This is a genomic window from Silvimonas terrae (assembly GCF_014202765.1).
Lineage (GTDB): Bacteria > Pseudomonadota > Gammaproteobacteria > Burkholderiales > Chitinibacteraceae > Silvimonas > Silvimonas terrae.
Map to the genome: position 1 here is coordinate 546,421 of NZ_JACHHN010000003.1, position 24,724 is coordinate 571,144.

The following is a 24,724-nucleotide window of genomic DNA, read 5'->3' on the forward strand; positions in this document are numbered from 1 at the left end:
TGCCATACTCATTTGCTCAACTCAATACTGCAGGCCATCTTGCAGCTTCCGGCGGGAAAGCAGGTGCAGGAAATTGACAAGTGGTCCGGTCATCAGGGTGGTTACAAACGCCATCAATACCAGCGCGGCGAAAACCGGCGGTGTCAGCAAACCCAGGTCCATACCAATATTGAGAATCACCAGTTCCATCAGCCCGCGTGCGTTCATCAGCACGGCGATCAGCGCGGCGGTGTCATGCTGGGTGCCGGTCAGCCGGGCCCCCAGATAAGCCCCGCCGGCCTTGCCGATACATGCCGAAACAATGACCGATCCGATCAGCATGACGTCAGCTACGCCGCCCAGCTGCAAATGCGTGCGCAGACCGGTGTAGGCAAAAAACAACGGTAAGGCCCAGATCATGGGCCGTGCGCTCAGACGCAGGGTACGCCGGGCCAATTCCGCGTGACGCGGCATCACCAGCCCTGCCAGGAATGCCCCCAGCAACATATGCAAACCCAGGTGGTCCGCCAGCCAGCTACAACCCAGCAACAAGGCCACGGCCAGCACCAGATACACGGGCAGAGTCGGGCGCCACTGCACCACCCGCGCCAGGGCCGGGCGTACCAGCCAGAGCATGAACACCACCCACGACAGGCCGAGCAAAATAGTGGGTAATTGACCAGCACCTGGTTTGCAGAAAATCAGCACGGCGGCCAGCAGCACCCACATGCAGACATCGCTCAGCACCGCCGCGGCCATGGCAATGGCGCCGGCCTGGGTGCCCAGCAGGTCTTTCTCACGCAGGATGCGCGCCAGGACCGGCAAGGCCGTCATACTCAGCGCGGTGCCAGTGAAAAGCACAAAAGACAGTTGCGGCACCTGGCCTTGCGCGTATTGCGGGTACAGCCATTGGCCCACCAGACAGCCCAGCGCAAAGGGCAAGGCAATGCCGCCCAGGCTCACCGCCAGCACCGTCCATTTCTGCCGGCGCAGCACGGCGGACTCTTGCTCCAGCCCCAGAGAAAACATGAATACCGCAATGGCGATCTGGCTGATCCAGCCCAGCGCGGCCAGGCCATGCGGCGGGAACAACCAGCCAGACACGGCGGGCAGCAAAGCGCCAAACACCGATGGCCCCAATAACAAACCGGCAGCCATTTCCCCCACCACGCGCGGTTGCCCGCACCGGCGCGCCAACCAGCCTGCGGCAAGACAAGCCGCAATCACAACGATGATTTGCAAAGGCAAAATGAGGAACATGGCCGGGCCACCAGAGTCAATGGGCACGCCGATGGCGCCCGAAAGCGCCGCAGTATATCAGAAGGATATCCATGTCTGACTCGGCGCTTGCCAACCCCTGTTTGGCGCCCTGACAGAGGTCTGTTGCGACGCCATCAAACGACTATTCTTACACCGCCTCACTCCGGTTGCGCCAGAATCGCCTCGATCTGTGCGAGTTCTTCCCCACTGAATGTAGCCCGCGCCAGGGCGGCCAGATTGTGTTCAATCTGGGTCACCCGACTGGCCCCGATAATGGCCGAGGTGGTCTTGCGCAGCACCCAGGCCAGTGCCATTTGTGCCAAAGATTGCCCGCGCAGCAGTGCCAGTTCGTTGAGTTGCCGGGCCTTGGCCACCCGCTGCAGGACTTTCTCCGGGGTGAGGAACGGGCTATCCGGATCCAGCGCGCGCGAGCCCTCGGGCAAACCGTTCAGGTAGCGATCTGTCAACACACCTTGCGCCAGCGGGCTAAACGCAATGGCGCCGATGCCTTGCTGATCCAGGTAATCCAGCAAGCCGTCTTCTACCCAACGCTCGAACATGGAATAACGCGCCTGGTGAATCAGGCAGGGCGTGCCCAGTTGTTTGAGTGCGGTCACGGCCGCCATGGTCTGCGGCAAGGTGTAATTGGAAAGCCCGACATAGCGCGCCTTGCCCTGGCGCACGGCGGTATCAAGCGCGCTCATGGTTTCTTCAATTGGCGTTTCCGGATCGGGCCGATGCGAATAGAACAGGTCAACGTGGTCCAGCCGCATGCGCTTGAGGCTTTGATCCAGGCTAGCCAGCACGCTCTTGCGGCTGCCCCAGTTACCATACGGGCCGGGCCACATCACATAGCCCGCCTTGCTGCTGATAAACAGTTCGTGCCGATGACCCCGCAGGCTGGTCGCCAGTACATCGCCAAAGCGGGTTTCCGCGCTGCCCGGCGGCGGGCCATAGTTATTGGCGAGGTCAAAATGCACCACGCCCAGATCAAGCGCGCGGTGCAGCATGGCCCGGATATCGACCATGGCGCGGTTATCGCCAAAGTTGTGCCACAACCCTAGCGAGATGGCAGGCAGCTTGACGCCACTGGCGCCACAGCGCCGGTACAACAGTTCCGGGCTTGCGCTCATGACCGGCTCACAGTTCGCCTGCGCCAGCGCTGGCGTGGCAGACATACGGCTCGGCCTGTTCACCATGGGCATTGCGATAGTGCTCCGCCACGGCGGCTTTGACGTCTTCAACCATGGCATCGGGCACCAGCGAGACCACGCAGCCACCAAAGCCGCCACCGGTCATGCGTACACCGCCAGCCGGGCCCACGACCAGTTTGACGATATCGACCAGTTCATCGATCAGCGGCACGGTGATTTCAAAGTCATCCCGCATGGAGACATGCGATTGCGCCATCAGTACCGCCATACGCGCCATGTCACCGCTGGCCAGGGCCTCGGCGGCATCCAGCGTGCGCTGGTTTTCCGTGACGATGTGGTGGGCGCGGCGGAATACCACCGGGTCCAGCTTGCCGACGGCCGCCTGCAATTGCGGCAAGGTGACATCCCGCAGCGCTTTTACGCCAAAGAACGCGGCGGCTTCTTCGCACTGGCGGCGGCGGGTGTTGTATTCACTGCCCACCAGACCACGCTGGATGCGGGAATTCAGAATCAGCACGGTGTAGCCGGCGGGCATGGACACCGAGCGGGTTTCCAGCGAGCGGCAATCAATCAGCAGCGCGTGATCCGGCTGGCCGCTGGCGGAGATCAGTTGATCCATGATGCCGCAATGGCAACCCACAAACTCGTTCTCGGCCTTTTGCGCGTTGAGCGCATTGTCGGCCGGAGACAACGACAGTGCATACGCCGTCTTGAACGCCTGACCCACTGCGACCATCAAAGAAGCCGATGACGACAAACCGGCGCCTTGCGGGATATCGCCACCGATCACCATATCCATGCCACCAAACTGATGGCCCAGCTTTTTCAGGTACACCACCGCGCCACGCACGTAGGTGGCCCAGAGCATGTCTTTGTTGGGCTCGACCTCGCCATCCAGCGAGAAAATATCCACCTGGTTGTCGTAATCAGCCGCCACCACGCGCACGGTGTTGTCATCCCGCGGGGTGCAGGCAATCGCCGTAAAGTGATTGATGGCGCACGGCAGCACAAAACCGTCGTTGTAATCGGTGTGTTCGCCAATCAGGTTGACGCGCCCAGGCGCTTGCACAATGTGTCGCGGCAGCACCCCAAAGGTATCAATAAAGCGTGCATTCACTCGTGTATCCGGACCCGACATCACAGCCCCTTCTCATTTTGCAGATAGTGCACTTCAGATAATTGCTGCAAGCGTGCAGCCGCTTGTTCAGGGGTAATGTCCCGCTGGGTTTCCGCCATCATTTCGTAGCCGACCATGAATTTGCGCACGGAGGCCGAGCGCAGCAAGGGCGGGTAGAAATGGGCGTGCAGTTGCCAGTGCGGGTCATCCGCACCGTGCCAGCCCATGGAATACGGGAAAGAGGTCTGAAACAGGTTGTCGTAACGCGTGGTCAGCTTTTTGATGATCAGCGCAAGATCGGTTTTTTGTGCGGCGGAGAGCTTGTCCAGGTGCGTGACATGCGCCTTGGGCGTCAAGAGTGTCTCAAACGGCCAGGCCGCCCAGTACGGCACCACGGCAATCCAGTGTTCTGTCTCGACCACGGTGCGCGCGCCATCGGCCTGTTCGCGCGCAATATAGTCGGTCAGCATGGGCCGGCCGTGCTCGGCAAAATACGCGGCCTGGTGTTCGTCTTCCGCCGCGACTTCGGTCGGCAGGAAATTGCTGGCCCACAACTGGCCATGCGGATGCGGGTTGGAGCACCCCATCACCGCGCCCTTGTTCTCAAAGACCTGCACCCACGCCCAGTCTTTGGAGAGTTCTGCCACCTGGTCGCACCAGGTGTCCACCACATACGCCAGGTCTTGCAGCGAGAGCTGCGGCAGCGTCTTGCTGTGATCTGGCGAAAAACAGATCACCCGCGCCAGCCCGCGTGCGGTACTGGCGCGAAACAGCGGGTCGTGGTTTTCTGGCGGGGCCGGGGTATCGCTCAGCAACGCGGCAAAATCGTTACCAAACACCCAGGTGTGCGGGTAGTCCGGGTTATGTTCACCAGACACGCGCTGATTGCCGGCGCACAGATAACATGTGGGATCATGCGCGGGTTGCGCCTGGGTCACCGGGGCGTCCATCTGGCCCTGCCAGGGCCGTTTGGCGCGATGAGGGGAAACCAGCACCCACCGCCCGGTCAGCGGATTAAAACGACGGTGCGGGTGATCGACGGGATCAAACATCAACACTCCTGAGCTTTGGGCTGCCGGCACCGCCAGGCGGATCACGGCAGAATCATTCATCATGCCATGCTCGGGGCATGACCGGACTGGCATTGTAGCGCCTTCCAGACCGTCATTGATATTATTACTAATAAATTAGTGCGCGTATGGATACGGTCATGCGCATATATGGATAAAATGGCTACAACCAAATGTACCAAACCGGTTTACATGCTCATAAACCATACCCCCACCGGGACAAGATCGTCATGTTGGTACTGAAAACGCTGGGCCTGTTCGTGCTCACGGCACTGGCGGAGATTGCCGGTTGCTATCTCCCCTGGCTGGTGCTGCGCAAAGGCGCCAGCGCATGGCTGTACTTGCCCGCGCTGTTGAGTCTGGCCCTGTTTGCGTGGTTACTCACCCTGCACCCGACCGGCGCAGGACGCACCTACGCCGCTTACGGCGGCGTGTATGTGAGCGTGGCGCTTGGCTGGATGTGGGCGGTAGAAGGCGTGCGCCCGGATCGCTGGGACGTCATCGGCGCACTGGTGACACTGGCCGGCATGGCCATCATCTTTTTTGCTCCGCGCACCGCGTAGCGCGGTCGGGCTGCAAATCCTGGCTTAGTGGTCGTGCTGATGGCGGTGGGATGAGGCCATGTTTTCATGCACGCAAGTGGCGCCAGTGGCCTGGCACTCATTGCAATACGCTTTGACTTCAAGGTGCTGCGGGACTGCGCCAAAGCCGTTTTCCCCCAGGATATCCTTAAAGAAATAGGCGTACTTGTCGCCCTTGGCTTCGGCCACCTTGCCGCAACACGGACAAATGATAAACAGCGTTTCGTGCGCGTGATCGTGCTGCTGGCAAGCCACGTAACCATTGACCACTTCCAGCCGGTGGACAAAGCCCTCGGCTTCCAGGAACTCCAGCGCGCGGTAAATGGTGGGCGGCGTAAGCGACGCGGTCTCCGGGCGCAATGCCTCAAGCACGTCATAGGCCTTGCTGTAGCCAGGCTGCTCGGCAATATGCTCCAGCACCTGACGGCGAATGGTGGTCAGCCGGGTGCCATGCACGCGGCACTGCGCCTCAGCAAAATCCAGAAATTCTTGTGTATTCATAAGCCTGCCAGACCAGAACAGGCGCACCGGTACGCCTGTTGAAGCTTGATTCTAACCCAGGTTGCAGCCAAACCGGGCCGCCACCGCATGCGGCCCGGCTTGCGCATTACTTTGACAAGGCGCGACGCTTATTGCGCCAGCGGCTTGATCTGTACGTCCGCCGCGCCGCCGCCCTTGTCATACACCGGCTCGGATGCCGCGGCTGATTCTGCCGGTGTCGCCGCAGCAGAAGGCGCGCCGCCGGGGCAATTGACCCCCTCGATATTGCAGTTGATCAAGGTAAAGGAATTGCGGTTTTTATCCACGCCTTTGACCTTGCCGCTCATGCGCAAGAGTGCGCCCGTGGCCGGGACATAAGTCAGCGCCGATTCTTCCTCATACTCGTTCGCGCTTTGCGCACCGGTCACCTGGTGTTTGATCTTGATATCGACATCCATATCCTGCCCACCCGATGTCCTGCCTTGTGGCATGGCGTGATAGCGGAACTGGGCGGGGCCAACACCATAGCCATCCTTGCCACTGAAGTTGACGACCAGTTTGTCTTTCCAGTCGTCGCCCGGCAGCACTTTGGGGAACAACGTTGGCGCGGTGGTGCTGGAGCGCGGGCTGTCAAACAGGAACGTGGCGCAATCTCCATCGGCACGCCAGAACCAGTAATTGCCCAGGTCCACGGTTTGTACCGTCAGATAACTGGTCCGGGGCGATTTATCCGGGTTGAGTACATCGCAACGCAGGCGCTGTACCCCCACATCTGCGGCCTGCGCGGCCAGAGGCAACAACAAAAAAGGCAAGACACACAGCGGGCGGATCTTCATGGTCAGTCTCGTCAGAGCGGTTATTGTCATGTCATTGTATCGCGCAGATATCGCTAAACCCATTTGCAAAAATGGTGACATTTTCCCGAGACACCACGGCCGACCTTGAAAGCCCTTTGAAAGCCGGGCCGATGCCGCTAGACTGCCCCTTCCCTGCCGGTATCCGCCCGCAGGTCAACAGACCGGGTGACGCCGGCGCAGATCGTTACAGGACATCATGATTAATCCCAACAACAAACCCGTCGGCGTGGTCGATGACGCCGAAGCCTTGCGCATTGTGTCGGACGCCGTGCTCAAGCTGTGGGACACGGTGGACGACCTCTCCCGTCTGCGCCCGGCCCATACGGATCAATACCACGTCACCATTTTTGGCTCGGCCCGTATTCAGGAAGACACCCCCTCGTATGAGGCCGTCAAACAACTGGCCTCGCAACTGGCCGCCATGGGCTGCCGTATTGTGACAGGTGGTGGCCCGGGCCTGATGCAGGCCGCCAACGAAGGCGCGCGTCAGGCCAAACCGGATGATCCGGACGCCTCGGTGGGCATCCGTGTGGATCTGGATTTTGAACAGCACGTGAATGACTTTGTCGGCCGTGTGTATGAACACAAGACGTTTTTCTCACGCCTGCATCACTTTGTTGCGCGCTCCAACGCCTTTATTGTGACCGAAGGCGGCATCGGTACCCTGCTGGAACTCTCCATGGTCTGGCAGCTCTTGCAGGTACGCAAGCTGTACGACACCCCGCTGATCCTGATCGGCGACATGTGGCACGGCCTGGTGGATTGGGCCAATCTGAACATGGTGAACAACGGCGCGGGCCTGGCGGGTGAGCGGGACATGCAGATTCCGGTGGTGGTCGACAGCATTGAAGATGCCGTACAACTGATTCGCGAACACCACGCCAACTGGCAGGAAGTGGGCAAGGCGCTGGAACCGATCTCGGCACATACGCCTTGAGCCTTCCGCTACGCCCCAAAAACGGCCGGATCACCCGGCCGTTTTTTTATGCGCCCTGCTCATCCCTGAGCATATCCAGAAAGCCCTGCACCACCGGCGTCACCGTGTGGGCGTCATACACCGCGTACAAATTGGCCGGGAGCGGTTCTGCCAGCGCGCAAAAGGACACGCCCGGCCAGGCGATGCGGGCACAACTTTCTGGTAACAGCGTCACGCCATAACCATCGGCCACCAGCGCCAGCGCGGTCTGCGGTTCATTCACCTGATGGCTGATCCGCGGTACAAACCCCTGCTGGCGGCAGGCATTGTGCAGGTAAGCGCCCAGGCTGGAGGCCTGGGCGGGTAACAGCACCATGTCTTCTTGTGCCAGGGTAGCCAGCGGCACATGGGGCGTTTGTGCCAGCGGGTGTTCGCTGGACACCGCCAGCACAATATTTTCTTTACCCAGCAACTGGCAGGACAGATCGGGCGGCAAGCCGCTCTGGGCCTCTCGCCAGATGCCCAGGTCAATGCGGTGCTGTTGCAAAGCTTCAATCTGGCGGGTGGGTGAGAGTTCATTCAATGACCACGTTGCGCCGGGTACTTGCGCGACAAAATGCCGGAGCGAGGGCAACAAGGCGCCCCACACCGCCGTACCCACCGCACCGATGACCATATGCCCCGCCGCGCCGCGCCCAAGCTGGCGCACGTGCCAGAGCGAACTACTGGCCTGATCCAGCAGCTTTTCCACATCACGCAGCAGCGCCCGCCCGGCAGGGGTCAGCGCCACTGAACGCGTGGTCCGCACAAACAACTGGGTGTCCAGCGTGGCTTCCAGCTCCTTGACGTGCAAGCTGAGCGGCGGCTGCGACATATTCAGCCGCTGGGCCGCCTTGCTAAAGCTCAACTCCTGCGCCACCACCCGAAAATAGTGCAACAGCCGGAAATTAATACGGGCGAAATCGGGATGAATCAGATCAGGTGTCTTCATGAATGGGGCTCGTCGTCGGCACGCCATTTATACATTAATGGCTATCAATTAAGCCAGTTATTGTATTGGACTGACTATTTATGTAGTCGCTACGATGAGCACTACTTTTAATGACCCACCAGGAACCGCTCCATGCTTGATCAAGCCCCGTATGCCGCCGCCGAGCTGATTCGCCAGCGTATGCCCGGTTTTCAGCCCCACGCCGCCCTGATTCTTGGCTCTGGCCTGGGCGCACTGGCCGACACCATGACCCATGCGGTATCCATTGACTACACCGAGCTGCCTGGATTTCCGGTCAGCAGCGTGGTCGGCCATGCCGGGCAGCTGGTCGCCGGTTGGCTGGAGGGGGTACCGGTGCTGTGCATGAAGGGGCGCGGCCATTTTTACGAGGGGCGCGGCATGCCGGTGATGATGACCGCCGTGCGCGCCTTCAAGCTCCTGGGTTGTGAGTTTCTGCTCGCGACCAACGCCGCCGGTTCCATGCGCAAAGAAGTCGGCCCTGGCCGGCTGGTGGCGTTGACAGATCACATTAACTTCATGCCGGAATCCCCGTTGGTCGGGCCCAATGATGACCGCTTCGGGCCGCGCTTTTTCAGCCTGGCCAACGCCTATGACCGTGAATTGCGGGCAGAGCTGGCGGCGGTCGCCACGAGCCTGGATATTGATCTGGCCGAGGGCGTGTTTGCCGGCTACACCGGCCCCAATTTCGAAACCCCCGCTGAAATCCGCATGATGCAGACGCTGGGCTGTGATGTGGTGGGCATGTCCATTGTGCCGGAGGTTCTGGCTGCGCGGCATTGCGGCCTGAAAGTGCTGGCGGTATCGGCCATGACCAACTACGCCGAGGGGCTGTCTGACACTCCGCTCTCGCACGAGCAAACCCTGCGGTGCGCCGCCATGGCGGCAGAAGATTTCATGCGCTTGCTGCGCGCCTTCTTTGCACAACGCGTAGCGCGTTAAACCGCACCACCGCGCGCCTCCTTCCGTTTTTCGCCTGGCGCCCCTCTGGGGCGAGGGGCTTACTTTTGCCGGAGTTTCACGATGACCGCTACCCCCATGCTTGCCCCTGGCGTTGCCCGCATTATTTCGCTGATGGATTTGACCTCGCTCCAGGATAACGACAGCCACGCCAGCATTGCCGCCCTGTGTGAGCAAGCCAGCCTGTCGCCGCCAGCCGCACTCTGCATCTACCCGCAATTTATTGAAAGTGCCCGCGCCCGGTTACTGAACCTGAACCTGCCCCAGGTCAAGATTGCCACTGTCACCAACTTCCCGCTGGGCGAAGCCGACATCGCGCAAGCCCAGGCCCAGACCGCCAGCGCCATTGCCCTGGGTGCCGACGAAGTCGATGTCGTGTTCCCGTGGCGTGCCTTGCAAGCCGGTGATCCACTCGTGGGGGCACAGTTGGTCGCCGCCTGCAAACAAGCGTGTGGCAACAAGGTACTGAAAGTGATCATCGAAAGTGGTGAATTGCACAGTGCGGCTTTGATCCGCCACGCCAGCGAAATTGCCATTGATGCCGGGGCGGACTTCATCAAGACCTCTACCGGCAAGGTGCCCGTCAACGCCACCCCGGAGGCCGCCGCCATCATGTTGCAAGTGATCGCAGAGCGAAATCGCGACTGCGGCTTCAAGGCGGCTGGCGGCGTGCGCAACCAGGCCGAAGCCGAAATCTATCTGGCCCTGGCGGAAGACATCCTGGGGGCCGATTGGGTGACGCCTGCCCATTTCCGCTTTGGCACCTCCAGCCTGCTGAACAATTTGCTGGCCGGCGCCCCCGTAACCGGTTACTGAGCACAGCACCATGACACGTGTATTTATTGTGGTGATTGACTCGCTGGGTATTGGCGCGTTACCGGATGCAGATCGCTTTGGCGATAGCGGGGCCAATACCTTGTTGCATATCGCCCAGCACGGACCGCTACGGATTCCGGTCTTGCGACAACTGGGTCTGGGCCGGGCCCTGGCCTTAGCGTGTGGGCAATCGCTGCCGGGTATTGAAGAAGCGCCCGCAATCGGCGCCTGGGCTGCCGCCAGGGAAGTGAGCGCAGGCAAAGACACGCCGTCGGGCCATCGGGAAATGGCGGGCGTACCGGTCACGACGCCTTGGGGCATGTTCCCGCAACAGGCGGATGGTCATTGTTTTCCAGCGGACCTGTTGCAGCGTATTACCGAACGGGCCGGGGTGAGTGGCTGGCTGGGGGATTGCCATGCATCCGGCACCGATATCATTACCCGTCTGGGTGAACGCCATATCGAGACCGGCTGGCCCATCTTTTATACCTCGGCCGATTCTGTTTTCCAGGTGGCCTGTCATGAAACAGCCTTTGGGCTGGAACGGCTGTATGACCTGTGCCGCATTATCCGGGAAGAAATCGATCCGCTGCGTATAGGCCGGGTGATTGCGCGACCGTTTGCGGGCGCGGATGCCGCCAGCTTCAAACGCACCGCCAACCGGCATGACTACACCATGCCGCCCCCCTTTCCCACACTGCTGGAGCGGCAGGTCAAAGCCGGCGGCACAGTGGTTTCCATCGGCAAGATTGCTGACATTTTCGCCCACCAGGGCATCAGTCAGGCCGTGGCCGCACATGGCACGGTCGATCTGATGGCCGCCACGTACGAACAAGTGCGCAGTGCGCCAGACAACAGCATTGTCATGACCAATCTGGTCGATTTTGACCAAAGCTTTGGCCACCGCCGTGATGCCACCGGCTATGCGCAGGAACTGGAATTACTGGACGGTCTGCTGCCCAACCTGCTAGCCGGCCTGCGCTCCGACGATCTATTGATGCTGACTGCGGATCACGGTTGCGACCCCACCTGGCACGGCAGCGATCACACGCGTGAATACGTGCCGATCCTGCTCTACGGCGCGACAGTTAGTCCGCGCAGTCTGGGCGTGCGCCCCACCTTTGCCGACCTGGGCCAGACTGCGGCGGCATGGCTGGGCCTGGCCGCACTGGATCACGGTCACAACATGCTGGCTTGAACACCTCCTGGAGATACGCCCGAACAAAACAGAACAACGGGCTGCATGCATGAAATTCACAACAAGGAGGAGTTCGATATGCGTTCAACAATCAAAAAGAGTCTGGCCGGGGCCTGCGTTCTGGCCACCCTGCTGGCCGCGAGCACGGCCCATGCCGAGCAAACCGGTGGTTTTGGCGACGTCAGCGTGAACTACCTGGACTGGAACCATACGCCCGGCATGAGCAACGGCCGCAGCAACGATGCTTACCTGGAGCTGGAAGGCGGCGGTCAGTACACCTGGGGCGAGTTATACGGTTTTACCGACTGGAATCACTTCAACAAGGCCAGTGATGAATACGGCATGTTCGCCAAGGGCCAGTTGCGCTATTACCTGGGCGACGAACGCCACGGCGCCGGCTGGAATGCTTTTTTCCAGAGCAAGATCGTGGCCGATCACAACTTTCACGAGTTCAACCAGGTGGTTGGCGTCGGCTACAACGTGGCGCTGAACAATGCTTCTTTCACGCCCTTTATCGGCGCGCATTACACCAACAGCACTTATTTTGCGGGCTGGAACGGTTATGAGTTGGGCTGGGCGGCGTGGGTGCCCTTCAACCTGGGAAGCCAGTCTTTTGCGCTGACCAACTGGAGCGAATTCGACTTCAACCGCAAAGAAGCCTACATCCCCCAGGGCAGCTCAAGGCAGAGCTTCTATGGCGTGCTGGCGTTGTGGTGGAACGTTACCCCGCACTGGTCGGTGGGCGGCCAGTACAACTATGCGGTCAATACGCTTGGGGCTGATGGCCTGACCGATGCGTATATCGCCACCGCCAAATACAACTTCTAACAGCGCACAGAGAACTCATCATGGATAACGCCAGAAACCGGCTGCGGATCAACATGATCTCGTGGCTGAGCTATTTCTTTACCGGCTCGCTCGTCTCCACCCTGGGTATTGTTTTGTTCCCGGTCTCCCAGGCCTTTGGCAAAACCCCGGCTTTTATCGGGCAGATGTTTACGCTGATGAACATTGGCCTGTTCTTACCCATCATGGTCAGCGGCATGCTGATGCGCCACGTCCACCTGGGCACGCAGTTGATCGTGGGCTCCGCGATCTCGGCGCTGACCTGTGCCGCCCTGTTTATCTTTCCGGCCAACATCACCGCCTTTGGTGTGGGTGTTTTTCTGATTGGTGCGGCGTCCGGCATCATGATGGCGATCGGCAGCTATCTGGTGGTCCGGATTAACGATGACGCCAAAGCCCGTTCTGCCAACCTGATTTTTACCGACTTCTTCTTTGCCCTGGCCGGGGTGGTGCTGTCGCTGGTGTTGGGTTATCTGTTCAAGCACGGCGCCAGCTGGCTGGCCATGTATGGCGCAATGGGTATCCTCAGCGTGCTGATGATCATCCTGTGTCTGGGCGTCAAGTTTCCCATCGTCAAACAGACCGCCAGCGATATGCCGGTGAGCGGCACTCAAGAACCCTGGGGCATTGCGGCCTGGATACTTTGTTTTGCCCTGTTCTGTTTCTTGCTGGCCGAGCCGGTGTTCACCATGTGGTTGCCCACCTGGCTGAAAGAACAGTTTGGCATGGCGCCGGATCAGGCTGCGTATTACATCACCACCTACTGGACGGTGAAATCCATTGGCCTGTTCGTCAACCAGTTCACGGTCCGCTTTATCAAACTGCGTACCTATCTGCTGGCCTCCACCGTGGTCGGCCTCTTCAGCCTTGTTCTGGCCGCCAACAGCGCCGCGCCCGGTTTGATTCTGGTTTGCGCCGGGCTGTTCGGCTTCTGTAACTCTGGTTTGTTCTCCGGCCTGATGAGCTACGGCAGCCTGCAAGTGCGCAACTCGCCGCCAACGCTGACGTCCGCGCTACTGACCATCGGCACGATCGGCACGCTGGTGTTCTCCTCCCTGTCTGCCTTTGTCTACAGCCAGTGGGGTCTGCACTGGGCGCTCAATACCGCCACGGTGGCCTATGTGTTGCTGCTGGTCAGTCTGGTTGCGGCCTGTATCACCAGCAAGGCAGAAAAGCTGGGGGTTCCGGTGAGAATCCACGGCGCTTGAGAAATCACAAGCAGTTCTCGCCCGGCCTTTCTGGTCGGGCGCTTTTCATCTCACTGCCAGAGTGTACTCAACATGAATTCTTCGTCTCTCCCGGCCCGACCGGTTTATACCCAGGTCACACACGCCGTAGCGCGGGCCGCCGATATGGCGACTCAGGCATATGGTCAGGGCACCTTTAGCGTCGGTGGCACGCTGCTGGACCCCTTGGGCAATGAACTGAAAGCCATCCATAACAACGTGGTGGTGAATGGGCTAACCCATGACCCGACCGCCCATGGCGAGCGCCAGTTGATTGACTGGTACTACGCCCAACTGGCCCAGGGCATCACCCTGCCCCCACCGGCCGAGATGACCATCGTGACGTCGCTGGATCCGTGCTGTATGTGTACGGGCGCCATCCTGGCGGCGGGCTTCAAAGTGGTGTCCGGCGCCTTTGATGACTTTGCCGGCATCAACTACAACCGGCAGGCCAGCTTTCCATCCCTCTCGCCCGGCTTGCGCCGCCAGGCGCAGACCCGTTACGCCTATCCGGCCGTCACCGGCAGCGCCCGGGGATTTGCCAGACCCGCCACAGGCACGGCACTGAGCGCACCCTTTGCCGCCGGGCAGACCGTGGATCAGGCCGATGTCGCCTTGTGCCAGGCGCTCTTTCAGGCCACCGTGAACCAGGTCAAAAACACCATCAATACTGATTTAGCTGCGGACCAATTACACGATCCGGCCACGCTGCCAGCGGATGACCCGTTGATCCTCGCTCTCAAAGCCATAGACCCCGCCGCACTCACCTACCGCGCCCCTGCACGGGGCCTGCCCGATGCCGGTCTGGCTCCACATTTGCAAGCTGCTGCACGAGTGGACTTGACCCAGGGCGGTAGCGGCAATGCGGTGGCATTGCTGGACCCGTTCGGCAATCTGTTGCTTTGCATGCCGGGCCATGAACACGTATCCCCGCTACAAACAGCCTTTATGCGCCTCACCCGCAGTTATGCTGCGTTACGCGAACAATTGATCAACAACCCGGCGATCGGCGCGGAAAAAACCCGCCGCTACCTGGGCCACCCCAAACATGGCACATGGGTATTTGCCAAAGGGCCGGACGACTCTGCCCGCAGCCTGATGGAGCTGGGTGCTTTTGGCTCGACCATGGAAGGTGCCGTGCCCTCAGAAAACCCCGTGCCCTTGCAGTATGTGGTACCCGGCATGTCACCCACGGCCTTGACCGCCTGGTGCCAGCAATTACCGCCGTTCTACAGTCGTTGCGTGGTGGTGAATCCGTTGCAGGTGCAAAGCCAGGCGTTGATCGCAGCAATGACGCCCACGCTTTGAGATGATGTTCAGCCGCAAAAAAGCCCCAGGCACGCCCGGGGCTTTTTTAACGCAACGGACAACCGTTTACATTTCTTCCAGCACCTCAATACCCAGCAGCGACAAACCGGTCTGCAGCGTGCGCGCGGTGGCGGCACACAAACGCAGGCGGCTGCTGCGGGTAGCGCCTTCGGACTTGAGCACCGGGCAGGCGTCGTAAAAGCGGCTGAAACGGGTAGCCAGCGTATACAGATACGCGCACAGGAAATGCGGCGCGGTTTCCTGGGCTACCTGTTGCAAGAGTTCCGGGAACTGGGCCAGCGCCAGCGCCAGCGCGTGCTCCGCCGGGTCCGCCAAATGCAGCGCGGCGTTGCTGTCCACCTCACCCGCCTGCCGGAAGATGCTGGCGATCCGCGTGTAGGCGTATTGCAGATACGGGGCGGTATTGCCCTCAAAGCTCAGCATGCTATCCCAGTCAAACACGTAATCACTGGTACGGTGTTTGGCCAGATCGGCATAACGTACTGCGCCAATACCAACAGCATGGGCGATCTTGCGACGCTGGGCTTCGGGCAGGTCGGCGTTTTTACTGCTAACCAGATCAAAAGCGCGGGTTTCGGCTTCCTCCAGCAGTTCGACCAGTTTGACGGTGCCGCCAGAGCGCGTCTTGAAGGGCTTGTTGTCCTTGCCCATCATGGTGCCGAACGCCACGTGTTCCATCTGCATTTCCGGCCGGGCAAAACCAGCCTTGCGGGAGACGGTAAACACTTGCTGGAAATGCAGACCCTGACGGGCATCGACCACGTACAGCACGCGGTCGGCGTGCAGCACGTTATTGCGGTAACGCACGGCGGCAAGGTCGGTGGTGGAATACAGATACCCGCCGTCCTGTTTCTGGACAATATACGCGGCGGGCTCGCCTTCCTTGTTGCGGAATTCTTCCAGGAACACCACTTGCGCGCCTTCGCTGGTGGTCAGCAGGTTTTGCGCTTTCAAGTCGGCAATGACTTTGGGTAGGTCATCGTTATAGGCGGACTCACCCATCACGTCGTCAGCCGTCAGCTTGACGCCCAGTTGTTCATACACGGCGGCGCAATGCGCCAGGGAGATTTCACGGAAGCGCTCCCACAGCGCCAGCACGCGCGTGTCGCCCGCTTGCAAACGCACCACGTAATCGCGCGCGGTATCGGCAAAGGCCGGGTCTTCATCAAAGCGGGTTTTGGCTTCGCGGTAGAAGGTTTCCAGATCGTGCAGCGCCATCTCGGCCGGTTTGCTGGACTCTTGCTCGAACAGGTAGGCGGTCAGCATGCCAAACTGCGTGCCCCAGTCGCCCACGTGGTTCTGGCGCACCACCTTGTTACCCATGAACTCCAGCACACGTGCCAGCGCATCGCCAATGATGGTCGAACGCAGATGGCCAACGTGCATTTCCTTGGCCAGATTGGGCGAGGACAAATCCACCACCACGGTTTGCGGGTGGGCGACGCCCGTGCCCAGACGAACATCTTGCTGACCGGCAATCACACGGGTAGCCAGAAATTCATCAGAGAGGGTGACGTTGATAAAACCAGGGCCGGCGATCTCCAGCTTGCTGGCAATGCCGGCCAGGTCCAGATGCGCCAGTACACTGGCGGCCAGTTCTCGCGGATTGGCTTTCCGGGCCTTGGCAACGGCCATCACACCGTTGATCTGGTAGTCGCCAAATTCCGGCCGGGAAGCCGGTTGCACGGCCGGTTGCGCGTCTGGCGCGCCAATGGCGGCAAACGCAGCAGCGGCACGCTGCGCGAGAAGCTGAAGCAAGGTCATGGAGCTGATTCCGGGGAAGATGAAATGCGAAACGTCGTATTGTAGCAAACTGCGGTGATCTGCCGGGAATGGGCTGGTGGGTGGGGCCAACCATACTTGCCGCCAGCGTCACCCCGGATTCCCGCTTCGCTTCATCCGGGCTACAACGCCATCACCGCCTTACCCCGCGCCCCCGCCAAACAAATCCCCCCCAGGCAACACCGGCTGCCGCCGCGGCAAGGTAAAGCGGAACACCGCCCCGCTACCCTCACGGTTGGCCGCGCTGATCTGTCCGCCATGGGCTTCAACAATCTCCCGACAGATCGCCAGCCCCAGACCAGAACTGCCTGGCGGATTCAGGCCGCTACCTTGCACAAATTTTTCAAAAATCCGCTCCAGGTCTTCCGAGGCAATCGGCGGGCCATCGTTTTCTACGGTCACCACCAGCATGGGTTCTTCATGCCAGACCGTGATCGTGATCACGCCCGCATCCGGGCTGAAGCGAATGGCGTTGGAGATCAGATTACGCAGCACCTGCGCCACGCGCGTGGCGTCGCAATCCAGTTCATCATCGCTGACAATCTGGCGCGCCAGCGTCACCTGTTTGCGGGTAGCCAGCGCCTCCAGTTCAGAGGCCACGCCATCCACAATCCGGCCCAGGCGGTGTTGGGCCAGGTGGTAATCCATCTTGCCGGATTCCAGCTTGGCGATATCCAGCAAGTCATTGACCATGCCCAGCAAACGCTCGCCCGACATGATGATGTTCTCGAAATAACGCTTGAGCTTGTCCGGCCGCGCGCTCTCCACCTTGTCCAGCCCGATGCGGGCAAAGGAGAGGATGGCGTGCATGGGCGTACGCAGCTCGTGCGAGATATTGGAAACAAATTGCGTTTTGGCGCGGTTGGCATCGTTGGCGCGATCGCGCGCACCACGCAGGTCAGCGGTCTGCGCGGCGACAATGTCCTGTAAATGATCGCGTGCGTCTCTGAGTTCACCCTCAGTCAGCTTGAGCGCCGTGATATCCCGCACCAGCCACAGTACCTGCGGGCCTTCTGTGTCTTGCGGTGGCAAAGGCAAGATCAGCGCTTCAAACCAGCGCACGCCTTCCGTGAGTTCTGCGTCGTATACCATGCGCTGCGCCAGACCGGATTGCACGGCGATATCCAGCGCCATGCGGCCGCCGTCAACCACCGAAGGCGGCATGGTATGAAAAATGGAGTGTCCGGTCGGGTTACCTTCAAACAGGCGCGAGGTATTGCCAAAGGCATCGCACACCCGGCTATCTGCCGCCACGACAAACACCGGGTCGGGCAGGATTTGCGACAAGGCCGCCAACCGGGCGGCATTGATCCGGGCGGTTTCCGCCTCGCGCGCGAGTTCTCCGGCGGCTTGCACCAGTTGCCGATCCCGCTCGCCCACGCGCCGCGCCATCAATTCAAAACCATGCGCCAGCCGGCCCAGTTCATCCGGGCGGTGGGCGCTTGCCAGCAGAACATCGTAATTGCCATCGCCCACACGGGCCTCGGCCTCGACCAGTTCATGCAGTGGTTCGGACACCAGCTTTTTAAGTACGCTCCACAAGATCAGCAGTTCCAGCAGCAGCGAGATTGCCCCCAGAATCAGCACGTAGCGGGCACTGGCGCGGGCTACGGCGGCAATGTGCGAACTGGGATAGACCACAATCAGGCGCCAGTCTGGCCCGTGAATGCGCCCGACCCCCAGGTGAAAGGCTTCGTCAGGTGTTTCGACCACGTCCGCCATATCGCCCACTTTGAGCGCGGTATGCACAATGGTTTCCAGTTGCGCATCATGCAGATGGGAGACATCCAGATTGCCGCCCGCCAGCTGGATTTCGCGGCTCAGGCGCGGGTGGGCAATCAGTTGGCCGTCGGCCCGCACAATCAGGTTGTAGGTACCGGTCAGGTGATCGTTGGCAGTGCGTCGCACCAGGTCGTCAATCACGATATCCTGGCCGGCGGTGGCCACCCAGCGCCCGTTCAGATCGGCCGGCGTCACGTGCGACACCATCCATTTGCGGGCGCCGTCGTCAAAGTACACGGTGGTCCAGAAGGGAGCGCGCAGCGGATTGCTTTGCGGCGTGGAACGCCACACGGTTTCGTATTCGTAGATATTGGTTTTGGGGGTGGCGGACAGGCTCCAGTCTACAAATGGCGCGTAATTCAGCGACATTTGTTCGGGCATGTTCATAAAACTGTCCAGAAACCGGTTGGTCGTCAGCGGCCCCCAGGCCGTCAACAAATCCCAGCCGACCACAATACGGCGTTTGAAATCAGGCGTCAGCGGCACATCGTTGCGGATGAACACGGTGGCCTTGTGCCGGTAATCGCTGACTTCTGGCCGCATGCGGATCACGCCATCTTTGCCTGGCGCAAACAGGGCATCAAAGCGGGCGCTGTAGTCCTCATCGCCGGCTTGTTTGAGCCGGCGCACCATTTCGTCAGCCAGCATGCGGGTCTGGGTTTCCGCCAGCAGAAAATGTTCGCTTTCGCCATCTGCGCGCGCCTGCACGTAGTTGCGCAGGCCCTCGTCGATGGTTTCTTCCAGGCTGTGATAGAAATGCCAGTAGGCCGCCAGCGTGATCAGCACGATGACGGCGGCAATGCGCAGCCCCATTCTGGTGAGGGCGCGGCGGGCAAGCGATGTGCGAACCGGCTGCTGCGGCATGTTGTCCTGCGTGAAACCGGCCTGCGAGGGCGGATTGTTTTTGATTTGGCGTAACGGGTGCTTGTGCTGGCAGATTATGCCCGCGTCATTAGCCGACGCAAGGACATCCCCCCGGTTTAGCCAGGCGTGTTATTTCAATCTACGTCATTTTCCACATTTAGCCGGCCTGACTGGTCTGACAACTGCCAATCCCGTCAGTGTCCGGCCACGCGGGCGATGTTGAACAAGGCCAGGGCGGCTTCACGCTGTACCGCGTGATCCACCAACGGTGCAGGGTAGTTACCGGCTGACACGCCCGCGCGCGCTTGCCACGGGGCGTGAATATCCTTGTCACTGAGCGCCGCCAGTTCCGGGCAATAGCGGCGGATAAAGCGCCCTTGCGGATCAAATTTTTGCGACTGGGTTACCGGGTTGAAGATGCGGAAATACGGCTGGGCATCGCAACCCGTGCTGGCGGCCCATTGCCAGCCGCCGTTATTGGCGGCCAGATCAAAATCGATAAGTTTTTCCGCAAAATAGCGCTCACCCCAGCGCCAGTCGATCAACAGGTCTTTCACCAGAAAACTGGCGGCGATCATGCGCAGGCGGTTATGCATATAACCAGTCTGGTTAAGCTGGCGCATGGCGGCATCAACAATCGGGTAGCCGGTACGGCCTTCACACCAGGCGGCAAACCAGTCCGGCTTGTTCGGAAACGGCAAGGCATCGTATTCCGCTTTAAACGCATGCGACACCACCTCTGGCCGGTGCCAGAGGATCTGCTGATAGAACTCTCTCCAGATCAGCTCGGACAACCAGGTTTGGGCGCCGATACCCCCTTGGGCGTGAGCAAACGCGGCCAGTTCACGAATCGACACCGTGCCAAAGCGCAGATGCACGGATAGATAAGATGGCCCTTTCACGCCGGGAAAATCCCGGGTTTCGTGGTAGCGGTTGATGCGCTGGCGAAAATCCTCCACCAGGAATTCACCGCCGGTCATGCCCGGTGTAATCGGCAACCCTGCCAGCGTATCTTCAGCAAAGCCCAGTTGGGTTAGCGTGGGCACGGTTTGGGGTGGCAGCCGTGCCAGACTGCCGATATAGCGCTGCACCGGGTAGGCGCGTAAATAAAAAGCATCCAGCTTTGCCAGCCAGGCACGCTTGTAAGGCGTGAACACGCTGAACATGCCGCGCGCCTGGGTCAGGATTTCATCACGCTCAAAAATCACCTGATCCTTGAACGTGGCAAAACTGACGCCAGCTTGTTCCAGTGCGCCTCTGACCATTTCATCACGCGCCACGGCGGCGGGTTCGTAGTCGTGATTGGTATAGACCGCGTCGACGCCGAACTCCCGCGCCAGTTGCACGATGGCCGTCGGCGCGCTGGCGTGCCGCACCACCAGCTCACCGCCGGCCTGGCGCAAGGCCAGTTGCAGTTCCAGAATGCTGCCGTGAATGAAGGCCACGCGCCGGTCTTGCGCGGGTAAATCATCAAGAATGTCCCGGTCGAAAATGAACACGGGCACCACTTCACGTGAATCTTTCAGGGCGTGGTACAGCGCGGCCTGGTCAAACAGGCGCAGGTCGCGGCGAAACCAGATGAGCGTCCGTTGAACCATCAGGATTTTCCGGGGACGAATGCAGGCTATTGTACGAGAGGCACAGCGCTTTAATACACCGTCATGAACATCGTCTTGAAATAAGCACGGGGCGCAAGCGAAGTGATTCGCCCGCTTTGTGCGATAATTGGAAGCATGAACATGAATCTCACGCGCCATTTCCTGATTGCCATGCCCAATCTGGTTGATCCGGTTTTTGAACGCACGCTGGCCTACATCTGCGACCACAACGAACGTGGCGCCATGGGCGTGATCGTGAACCGACCGCTGGGCATGCCGTTGTCTGCCTTGTTTGAACAGATTGACGTCGAACTGCATCGTCCGGATGTGATCGAACTGCCGGTTTATTTTGGCGGCCCGGTCCAGACCGACCGTGGTTTTGTGCTGCACCAGCCCCTGGGCGAGTGGCAGTCCACCCTCACGGTATCTGACGAAATCGGTCTGACCACGTCCAAAGACATTTTGCTGGCTGTCGGTGAAGGCGCCGGGCCGGAACAATTATTTGTCACTCTGGGCTATGCCGGGTGGGAAGCCGGCCAACTGGAAAACGAAATCAGTCAGAACGCCTGGATTTCTGTCCAGGCCGACCCCAAGATCATTTTTGATCTGCCGCCAGAAGAGCGCTATGAAGCCGCGCTGGCGCTGATGGGCATCGACATGGCCATGCTGAGCAAAGAAGCCGGCCATGCCTGATCAGCGCACCATGGTGCAGCCGTGACGAGTGCGTTGGCGTTTGACTTTGGCGAGGCCCGCATCGGCGTCGCCACAGGCTCGTCCGAGTTGGGCATTCCCCACCCGGTCTGCACCATTGCGGCGGTGGATAACGACACCCGCTTTGCCCGCATTGCCGCCGTCATCAAAGAATGGCAGCCAGACGTGCTGGTCGTCGGCATGCCGCTCTCGCTGGATGGCGAGCCGCACAAGGTCAGTTTTCTGGCCCGCAAATTCGGCCAGCGCCTCTATGGCCGGTTCAATCTGCCGGTGGTGTATGTTGATGAACGCTTCAGTTCCGCCGCTGCCAGTCAAGCTTTGAACGAAACCGGCGTAAAAGGCCGCAAGCAAAAAACCGCGCTCGATCAGGTGGCCGCCATGCAAATCCTGCAAGGCTGGTTTGATGGCGCCATCATTGAGCCGCCGGCCGATCCGCCCGGCCAGCCAGACTGACCCCGAATACCTCTGCCAGGACCCACCGCGCATGCACAATCCGCAACTGAACAAAAACAAAGCGCTGATCCACCTGTTGACCACTGAAGGTCTGCCCCGCCCCATCCTGACGCAGATTCTGGATCGCGCAGCCATCTACGTGGCGGAAATGGAAGCCGGCCACAAAAAGTTTCCGGTACTGACCGGCAAGTCGGTGTTCAACCTGTTTTTCGAGAATTCCACCCGCACCCGCACCACCTTCGAGATTGCGGCCAAGCGGCTGTCAGCGGATGTGATCAACCTGAATATCAACGCGTCCTCCACCGCCAAGGGTGAAACGCTGCTCGATACCATCCATAACCTGGAAGCCATGGGTGCGGACATGTTCGTGGTGCGCCATGCGCAATCGGGCGCGGCACATCTGATTGCGGAGCACGTCAAGCCAGGTATCGCCGTCGTCAACGCGGGCGACGGGCGCCACGCGCACCCAACGCAGGCGCTGCTGGACATGTACACCATCCGCCACTTCAAGGGCGATTTCACGGGGTTGACCGTCGCCATTGTCGGCGACGTGCTGCATTCTCGCGTGGCGCGCTCGCAGATTCACGCGCTCTCTACTCTGGGCTGCCCGGAAATCCGCGTGATCGCCCCCAAGACGCTGTTGCCGGTCGGCGTGGAACAACTGGGTGTACATGTCTATCACGACATGGCCGAAGGGCTGAAAGGTGTGGATGTGGTCGCCATGCTGCGCCTGCAAAATGAGCGCATGGCCGGGGCCTATCTGCCGTCCACCCAGGAATTCTTCAAGTACTACGGTCTGACCCCGGAGAAGCTGGCACTGGCCAAGCCCGACGCCATTGTCATGCACCCGGGCCCGATGAATCGGGGCGTCGAGATTGACTCTGCGGTGGCAGACGGCAATCAAGCCGTGATCTTGCCGCAAGTGACATTTGGCATTGCCGTGCGCATGGCGGTGATGGCGCTGGTGGCAGAAAACCAGGCATTGAACGGCTAAGGATCACCACAATGAAAAGAATCGCTATTCGCAATGGCCGCCTGATCGACCCGGCACATGGCACCGATAAAGTCGGGGACCTTTTTCTGGACCACGGCAAGATTGTCGCCGTCGATACTGAGCCGGAAGGCTTCAAGATTGATCAGACCATCGATGCGACCGGCCTGATCGTCATCCCGGGGCTGGTTGATCTGTCCGCCCGCCTGCGTGAGCCGGGTTTTGAATACAAAGCCACGCTGGCCTCGGAAATGAACGCGGCTGTTGCCGGCGGTGTGACCAGCATTGTCTGCCCGCCCGATACTGATCCGGCGCTGGATGAACCCGGCCTTGTAACCATGCTGCGCCAGCGCGCACGCCAGCTTGATCTGGCCCGCCTTTACCCCGTGGGCGCGCTGACCCGCGGCCTGAACGGTAAAGACCTGACCGAACTGGCTGAGTTGCGTGATGCCGGTTGCGTGGCGTTTTCCCAGGCCGAACATCCGATTACCGATCTGCAAGTCTTGTTCCGCGCCATGCAATACGCCGCCACGTTTGATATTCCGCTGCGTTTGCGCGCACAGGATGCCACGCTGGCCGGTCACGGCGTGGCGCATGACGGTGAATATGCCGCGCGCCTTGGCCTGACCGGGATTCCGGTCATTGCCGAAACCGTCGCCATTGCCACCATTGTGGAGCTGATGCGCGCCACCGGCGCCCGCGTGCATTTGTGCCGGGTGTCCAGCGCGGCCGGCCTGGCCATGATCCGCACCGCCCGCCGTGAAGGTTTGTCGCTAACCTGCGATGTGTCGATCAACCATGTGCATCTGGCGGATATCGACATTGGCTTCTTTAACAGCCTGTTCCGCGTCACCCCGCCGCTGCGCAGTATCCGTGACCGGGAAGCCATCCAGACTGCATTGGTCGATGGCACCGTGGATGCCATCTGCTCCGATCACAGCCCGGTGGATGACGACGCCAAGCTATTACCCTTTGCCGAAGCCGAACCCGGCGCGACCGGCATGGAATTGTTATTGCCACTGACACTGGCGTGGGCTGAGAAAGCGCATATCCCGCTGGCCATGGCGCTGACCAAGATCACCAGCGCCCCGGCCAGCATGCTGGGCTTTACCGCAGGCTTGTCTGTGGGGAGTCGGGCTGACCTGGCGATCTTTGATCCCAAGGCCACCTGGCAGGTCACGCCGGAAGCACTCAAGAGCCAGGGCAAGAACACGCCATTTACCGGCTATGAGATGCGCGGCAAGGTGGTGTTTACGCTGGTGAAGGGTAAGCTGGTGTATACGGCAGTGCCGATGCTGGCGCATTGAACTGGTGAAATGGGGGGACACCTCCCGCACACTGATTCGTCATTCCCGCGAAAGCGGGAATCCAGTTGCAATGTTTGCATAAACTTTGAACTCACCCTTTCATTGGTACCCGACTCCCGGAAGGGCCTGGCTGCAACGCGAAATCCAGTGACGCAGCTGGATTTCCGCTTTCGCGGGAATGAATCCACGCATCGCAATGGTGGATTGTCGCTGCCGCGCCGAATCCACCCTAGGTCCCGCAACAAAATCAGCCAGTACGCCGCCCGCGATCTGGGGCAAACACCCCGCCGTCGCTCGTAGCCCGGATGAAGCAAAGCGAGAATCCGGGGTTGCGCCGCAAGCAATATCGCTGTCTTGCCGTCTCAAACCCTGGCCTACAATAACAATCCGGCACATATCGCCCCCGGATTCCCGGCCTTCGGCCTCCACGGGCTACAA

At 60.3% G+C, this 24,724-nt stretch carries 22 protein-coding genes; 12 read left to right on the top strand and 10 right to left on the bottom strand.

Going from position 1 to position 24,724, the window contains the following annotated elements; translation table 11 throughout:
- Positions 1-21 precede the first annotated feature (21 nt).
- The 4 genes from HNQ50_RS09780 to HNQ50_RS09795 all read right to left on the bottom strand — a co-directional run bounded on the left by HNQ50_RS09780 (position 22) and on the right by HNQ50_RS09795 (position 4,625).
- The gene (locus HNQ50_RS09780; protein ID WP_184100001.1) at positions 22-1,266 is read right to left on the bottom strand and encodes a cation:proton antiporter; all 1,245 of its coding nucleotides are present in this window, start codon (positions 1,264-1,266) and stop codon (positions 22-24) included.
- A 131-nt stretch (positions 1,267-1,397) separates the two neighbouring features.
- Positions 1,398-2,417: an aldo/keto reductase gene (locus tag HNQ50_RS09785; protein ID WP_281386166.1), complete on the bottom strand. Its 1,020-nt coding sequence runs from the start codon at positions 2,415-2,417 to the stop codon at positions 1,398-1,400.
- Positions 2,380-3,510, bottom strand: a complete 1,131-nt coding sequence (gene galK, locus HNQ50_RS09790; RefSeq protein ID WP_308419150.1) for a galactokinase — start codon at positions 3,508-3,510, stop codon at positions 2,380-2,382. Before galK ends, HNQ50_RS09785 begins: the two co-directional genes overlap by 38 nt.
- A 20-nt stretch (positions 3,511-3,530) precedes the next feature.
- Positions 3,531-4,625 (bottom strand): UDP-glucose--hexose-1-phosphate uridylyltransferase, encoded by a 1,095-nt coding sequence (locus HNQ50_RS09795; RefSeq protein WP_246428648.1) that lies wholly within the window; start codon positions 4,623-4,625, stop codon positions 3,531-3,533.
- A 185-nt stretch (positions 4,626-4,810) separates the two neighbouring features.
- On the opposite strand from HNQ50_RS09795, the gene HNQ50_RS09800 reads away from it, so the two are divergent.
- Positions 4,811-5,143: a YnfA family protein gene (locus tag HNQ50_RS09800; protein ID WP_184100005.1), complete on the top strand. Its 333-nt coding sequence runs from the start codon at positions 4,811-4,813 to the stop codon at positions 5,141-5,143.
- A gap of 24 nt (positions 5,144-5,167) precedes the next feature.
- Here HNQ50_RS09800 and HNQ50_RS09805 read toward each other — a convergent pair whose 3' ends face one another.
- Positions 5,168-5,662: a Fur family transcriptional regulator gene (locus HNQ50_RS09805; protein ID WP_184100008.1), complete on the bottom strand. Its 495-nt coding sequence runs from the start codon at positions 5,660-5,662 to the stop codon at positions 5,168-5,170.
- A gap of 128 nt (positions 5,663-5,790) precedes the next feature.
- Positions 5,791-6,507 carry a hypothetical protein gene (locus HNQ50_RS09810; protein WP_184100010.1) on the bottom strand — a complete coding sequence of 239 codons (717 nt, stop codon included), beginning with the start codon at positions 6,505-6,507 and terminating at the stop codon, positions 5,791-5,793.
- A gap of 187 nt (positions 6,508-6,694) precedes the next feature.
- Here HNQ50_RS09810 and HNQ50_RS09815 point away from each other — a divergent pair, with 187 nt between their 5' ends.
- The gene (locus HNQ50_RS09815) at positions 6,695-7,435 is read left to right on the top strand and encodes an LOG family protein (RefSeq protein WP_184100012.1); all 741 of its coding nucleotides are present in this window, start codon (positions 6,695-6,697) and stop codon (positions 7,433-7,435) included.
- A 46-nt stretch (positions 7,436-7,481) separates the two neighbouring features.
- Here HNQ50_RS09815 and HNQ50_RS09820 read toward each other — a convergent pair whose 3' ends face one another.
- Entirely contained in the window at positions 7,482-8,405 is a 924-nt protein-coding gene (locus tag HNQ50_RS09820) for a LysR family transcriptional regulator (protein ID WP_184100014.1), read from the bottom strand.
- Between the two features lie 132 nt (positions 8,406-8,537).
- On the opposite strand from HNQ50_RS09820, the gene xapA reads away from it, so the two are divergent.
- The 6 genes from xapA (at position 8,538) to HNQ50_RS09850 (ending at position 14,777) form a co-directional block, all read left to right on the top strand.
- Positions 8,538-9,365 carry a xanthosine phosphorylase gene (gene xapA / locus HNQ50_RS09825; protein WP_184100016.1) on the top strand — a complete coding sequence of 276 codons (828 nt, stop codon included), beginning with the start codon at positions 8,538-8,540 and terminating at the stop codon, positions 9,363-9,365.
- An 81-nt stretch (positions 9,366-9,446) separates the two neighbouring features.
- The gene (gene deoC, locus HNQ50_RS09830) at positions 9,447-10,199 is read left to right on the top strand and encodes a deoxyribose-phosphate aldolase (protein WP_184100018.1); all 753 of its coding nucleotides are present in this window, start codon (positions 9,447-9,449) and stop codon (positions 10,197-10,199) included.
- Positions 10,200-10,209: 10 nt separating this feature from the next.
- Positions 10,210-11,397: a phosphopentomutase gene (locus HNQ50_RS09835; RefSeq protein WP_184100020.1), complete on the top strand. Its 1,188-nt coding sequence runs from the start codon at positions 10,210-10,212 to the stop codon at positions 11,395-11,397.
- A 78-nt stretch (positions 11,398-11,475) separates the two neighbouring features.
- Positions 11,476-12,225 (top strand): outer membrane protein OmpK, encoded by a 750-nt coding sequence (locus HNQ50_RS09840; protein ID WP_184100022.1) that lies wholly within the window; start codon positions 11,476-11,478, stop codon positions 12,223-12,225.
- A 20-nt stretch (positions 12,226-12,245) separates the two neighbouring features.
- Positions 12,246-13,451, top strand: coding sequence for an MFS transporter TsgA (gene tsgA / locus HNQ50_RS09845; RefSeq protein ID WP_184100024.1), 1,206 nt, complete (start codon positions 12,246-12,248; stop codon positions 13,449-13,451).
- Positions 13,452-13,523: 72 nt separating this feature from the next.
- Positions 13,524-14,777, top strand: a complete 1,254-nt coding sequence (locus tag HNQ50_RS09850) for a nucleoside deaminase (protein WP_184100026.1) — start codon at positions 13,524-13,526, stop codon at positions 14,775-14,777.
- Positions 14,778-14,843: 66 nt separating this feature from the next.
- Here HNQ50_RS09850 and argS read toward each other — a convergent pair whose 3' ends face one another.
- The 3 genes from argS to HNQ50_RS09865 form a co-directional block, all read right to left on the bottom strand.
- Positions 14,844-16,562 carry an arginine--tRNA ligase gene (gene argS / locus HNQ50_RS09855; RefSeq protein WP_184100028.1) on the bottom strand — a complete coding sequence of 573 codons (1,719 nt, stop codon included), beginning with the start codon at positions 16,560-16,562 and terminating at the stop codon, positions 14,844-14,846.
- A 159-nt stretch (positions 16,563-16,721) separates the two neighbouring features.
- Positions 16,722-19,226, bottom strand: coding sequence for an ATP-binding protein (locus HNQ50_RS09860; RefSeq protein ID WP_184100030.1), 2,505 nt, complete (start codon positions 19,224-19,226; stop codon positions 16,722-16,724).
- Positions 19,227-19,420: 194 nt separating this feature from the next.
- Positions 19,421-20,824: a cryptochrome/photolyase family protein gene (locus tag HNQ50_RS09865; RefSeq protein ID WP_184100032.1), complete on the bottom strand. Its 1,404-nt coding sequence runs from the start codon at positions 20,822-20,824 to the stop codon at positions 19,421-19,423.
- Positions 20,825-20,965: 141 nt separating this feature from the next.
- Here HNQ50_RS09865 and HNQ50_RS09870 point away from each other — a divergent pair, with 141 nt between their 5' ends.
- From HNQ50_RS09870 to HNQ50_RS09885, 4 genes are read left to right on the top strand one after another with little or no spacing between them, the layout of a single operon-like run.
- Complete coding sequence (locus HNQ50_RS09870; protein WP_373282228.1) at positions 20,966-21,517, top strand: YqgE/AlgH family protein; 552 nt, start codon at positions 20,966-20,968, stop codon at positions 21,515-21,517.
- 21 nt (positions 21,518-21,538) lie between these two features.
- Positions 21,539-21,988 carry a Holliday junction resolvase RuvX gene (gene ruvX, locus HNQ50_RS09875; RefSeq protein ID WP_184100036.1) on the top strand — a complete coding sequence of 150 codons (450 nt, stop codon included), beginning with the start codon at positions 21,539-21,541 and terminating at the stop codon, positions 21,986-21,988.
- A gap of 31 nt (positions 21,989-22,019) precedes the next feature.
- Positions 22,020-22,982, top strand: a complete 963-nt coding sequence (locus HNQ50_RS09880) for an aspartate carbamoyltransferase catalytic subunit (RefSeq protein WP_184100038.1) — start codon at positions 22,020-22,022, stop codon at positions 22,980-22,982.
- Positions 22,983-22,993: 11 nt separating this feature from the next.
- Positions 22,994-24,286 (top strand): dihydroorotase, encoded by a 1,293-nt coding sequence (locus tag HNQ50_RS09885; protein ID WP_184100040.1) that lies wholly within the window; start codon positions 22,994-22,996, stop codon positions 24,284-24,286.
- Positions 24,287-24,724 lie beyond the last annotated feature (438 nt).

What these genes read in the sequence shown, in the direction of transcription:
- HNQ50_RS09805 (WP_184100008.1), bottom strand. Translation starts at nt 5,662, where the DNA reads ATGAATACACAAGAATTTCTGGATTTTGCTGAGGCGCAGTGCCGCGTG.
- HNQ50_RS09835 (WP_184100020.1), top strand. Translation starts at nt 10,210, where the DNA reads ATGACACGTGTATTTATTGTGGTGATTGACTCGCTGGGTATTGGCGCG.
- HNQ50_RS09870 (WP_373282228.1), top strand. Translation starts at nt 20,966, where the DNA reads ATGAATCTCACGCGCCATTTCCTGATTGCCATGCCCAATCTGGTTGAT.
- HNQ50_RS09860 (WP_184100030.1), bottom strand. Translation starts at nt 19,226, where the DNA reads ATGCCGCAGCAGCCGGTTCGCACATCGCTTGCCCGCCGCGCCCTCACC.
- deoC (WP_184100018.1), top strand. Translation starts at nt 9,447, where the DNA reads ATGACCGCTACCCCCATGCTTGCCCCTGGCGTTGCCCGCATTATTTCG.
- tsgA (WP_184100024.1), top strand. Translation starts at nt 12,246, where the DNA reads ATGGATAACGCCAGAAACCGGCTGCGGATCAACATGATCTCGTGGCTG.
- HNQ50_RS09850 (WP_184100026.1), top strand. Translation starts at nt 13,524, where the DNA reads ATGAATTCTTCGTCTCTCCCGGCCCGACCGGTTTATACCCAGGTCACA.
- xapA (WP_184100016.1), top strand. Translation starts at nt 8,538, where the DNA reads ATGCTTGATCAAGCCCCGTATGCCGCCGCCGAGCTGATTCGCCAGCGT.
- argS (WP_184100028.1), bottom strand. Translation starts at nt 16,562, where the DNA reads ATGACCTTGCTTCAGCTTCTCGCGCAGCGTGCCGCTGCTGCGTTTGCC.
- HNQ50_RS09820 (WP_184100014.1), bottom strand. Translation starts at nt 8,405, where the DNA reads ATGAAGACACCTGATCTGATTCATCCCGATTTCGCCCGTATTAATTTC.
- HNQ50_RS09815 (WP_184100012.1), top strand. Translation starts at nt 6,695, where the DNA reads ATGATTAATCCCAACAACAAACCCGTCGGCGTGGTCGATGACGCCGAA.
- HNQ50_RS09795 (WP_246428648.1), bottom strand. Translation starts at nt 4,625, where the DNA reads ATGATGAATGATTCTGCCGTGATCCGCCTGGCGGTGCCGGCAGCCCAA.
- HNQ50_RS09885 (WP_184100040.1), top strand. Translation starts at nt 22,994, where the DNA reads ATGAAAAGAATCGCTATTCGCAATGGCCGCCTGATCGACCCGGCACAT.
- HNQ50_RS09810 (WP_184100010.1), bottom strand. Translation starts at nt 6,507, where the DNA reads ATGACAATAACCGCTCTGACGAGACTGACCATGAAGATCCGCCCGCTG.
- HNQ50_RS09785 (WP_281386166.1), bottom strand. Translation starts at nt 2,417, where the DNA reads ATGTCTGCCACGCCAGCGCTGGCGCAGGCGAACTGTGAGCCGGTCATG.
- HNQ50_RS09800 (WP_184100005.1), top strand. Translation starts at nt 4,811, where the DNA reads ATGTTGGTACTGAAAACGCTGGGCCTGTTCGTGCTCACGGCACTGGCG.
- HNQ50_RS09840 (WP_184100022.1), top strand. Translation starts at nt 11,476, where the DNA reads ATGCGTTCAACAATCAAAAAGAGTCTGGCCGGGGCCTGCGTTCTGGCC.
- HNQ50_RS09865 (WP_184100032.1), bottom strand. Translation starts at nt 20,824, where the DNA reads ATGGTTCAACGGACGCTCATCTGGTTTCGCCGCGACCTGCGCCTGTTT.
- HNQ50_RS09880 (WP_184100038.1), top strand. Translation starts at nt 22,020, where the DNA reads ATGCACAATCCGCAACTGAACAAAAACAAAGCGCTGATCCACCTGTTG.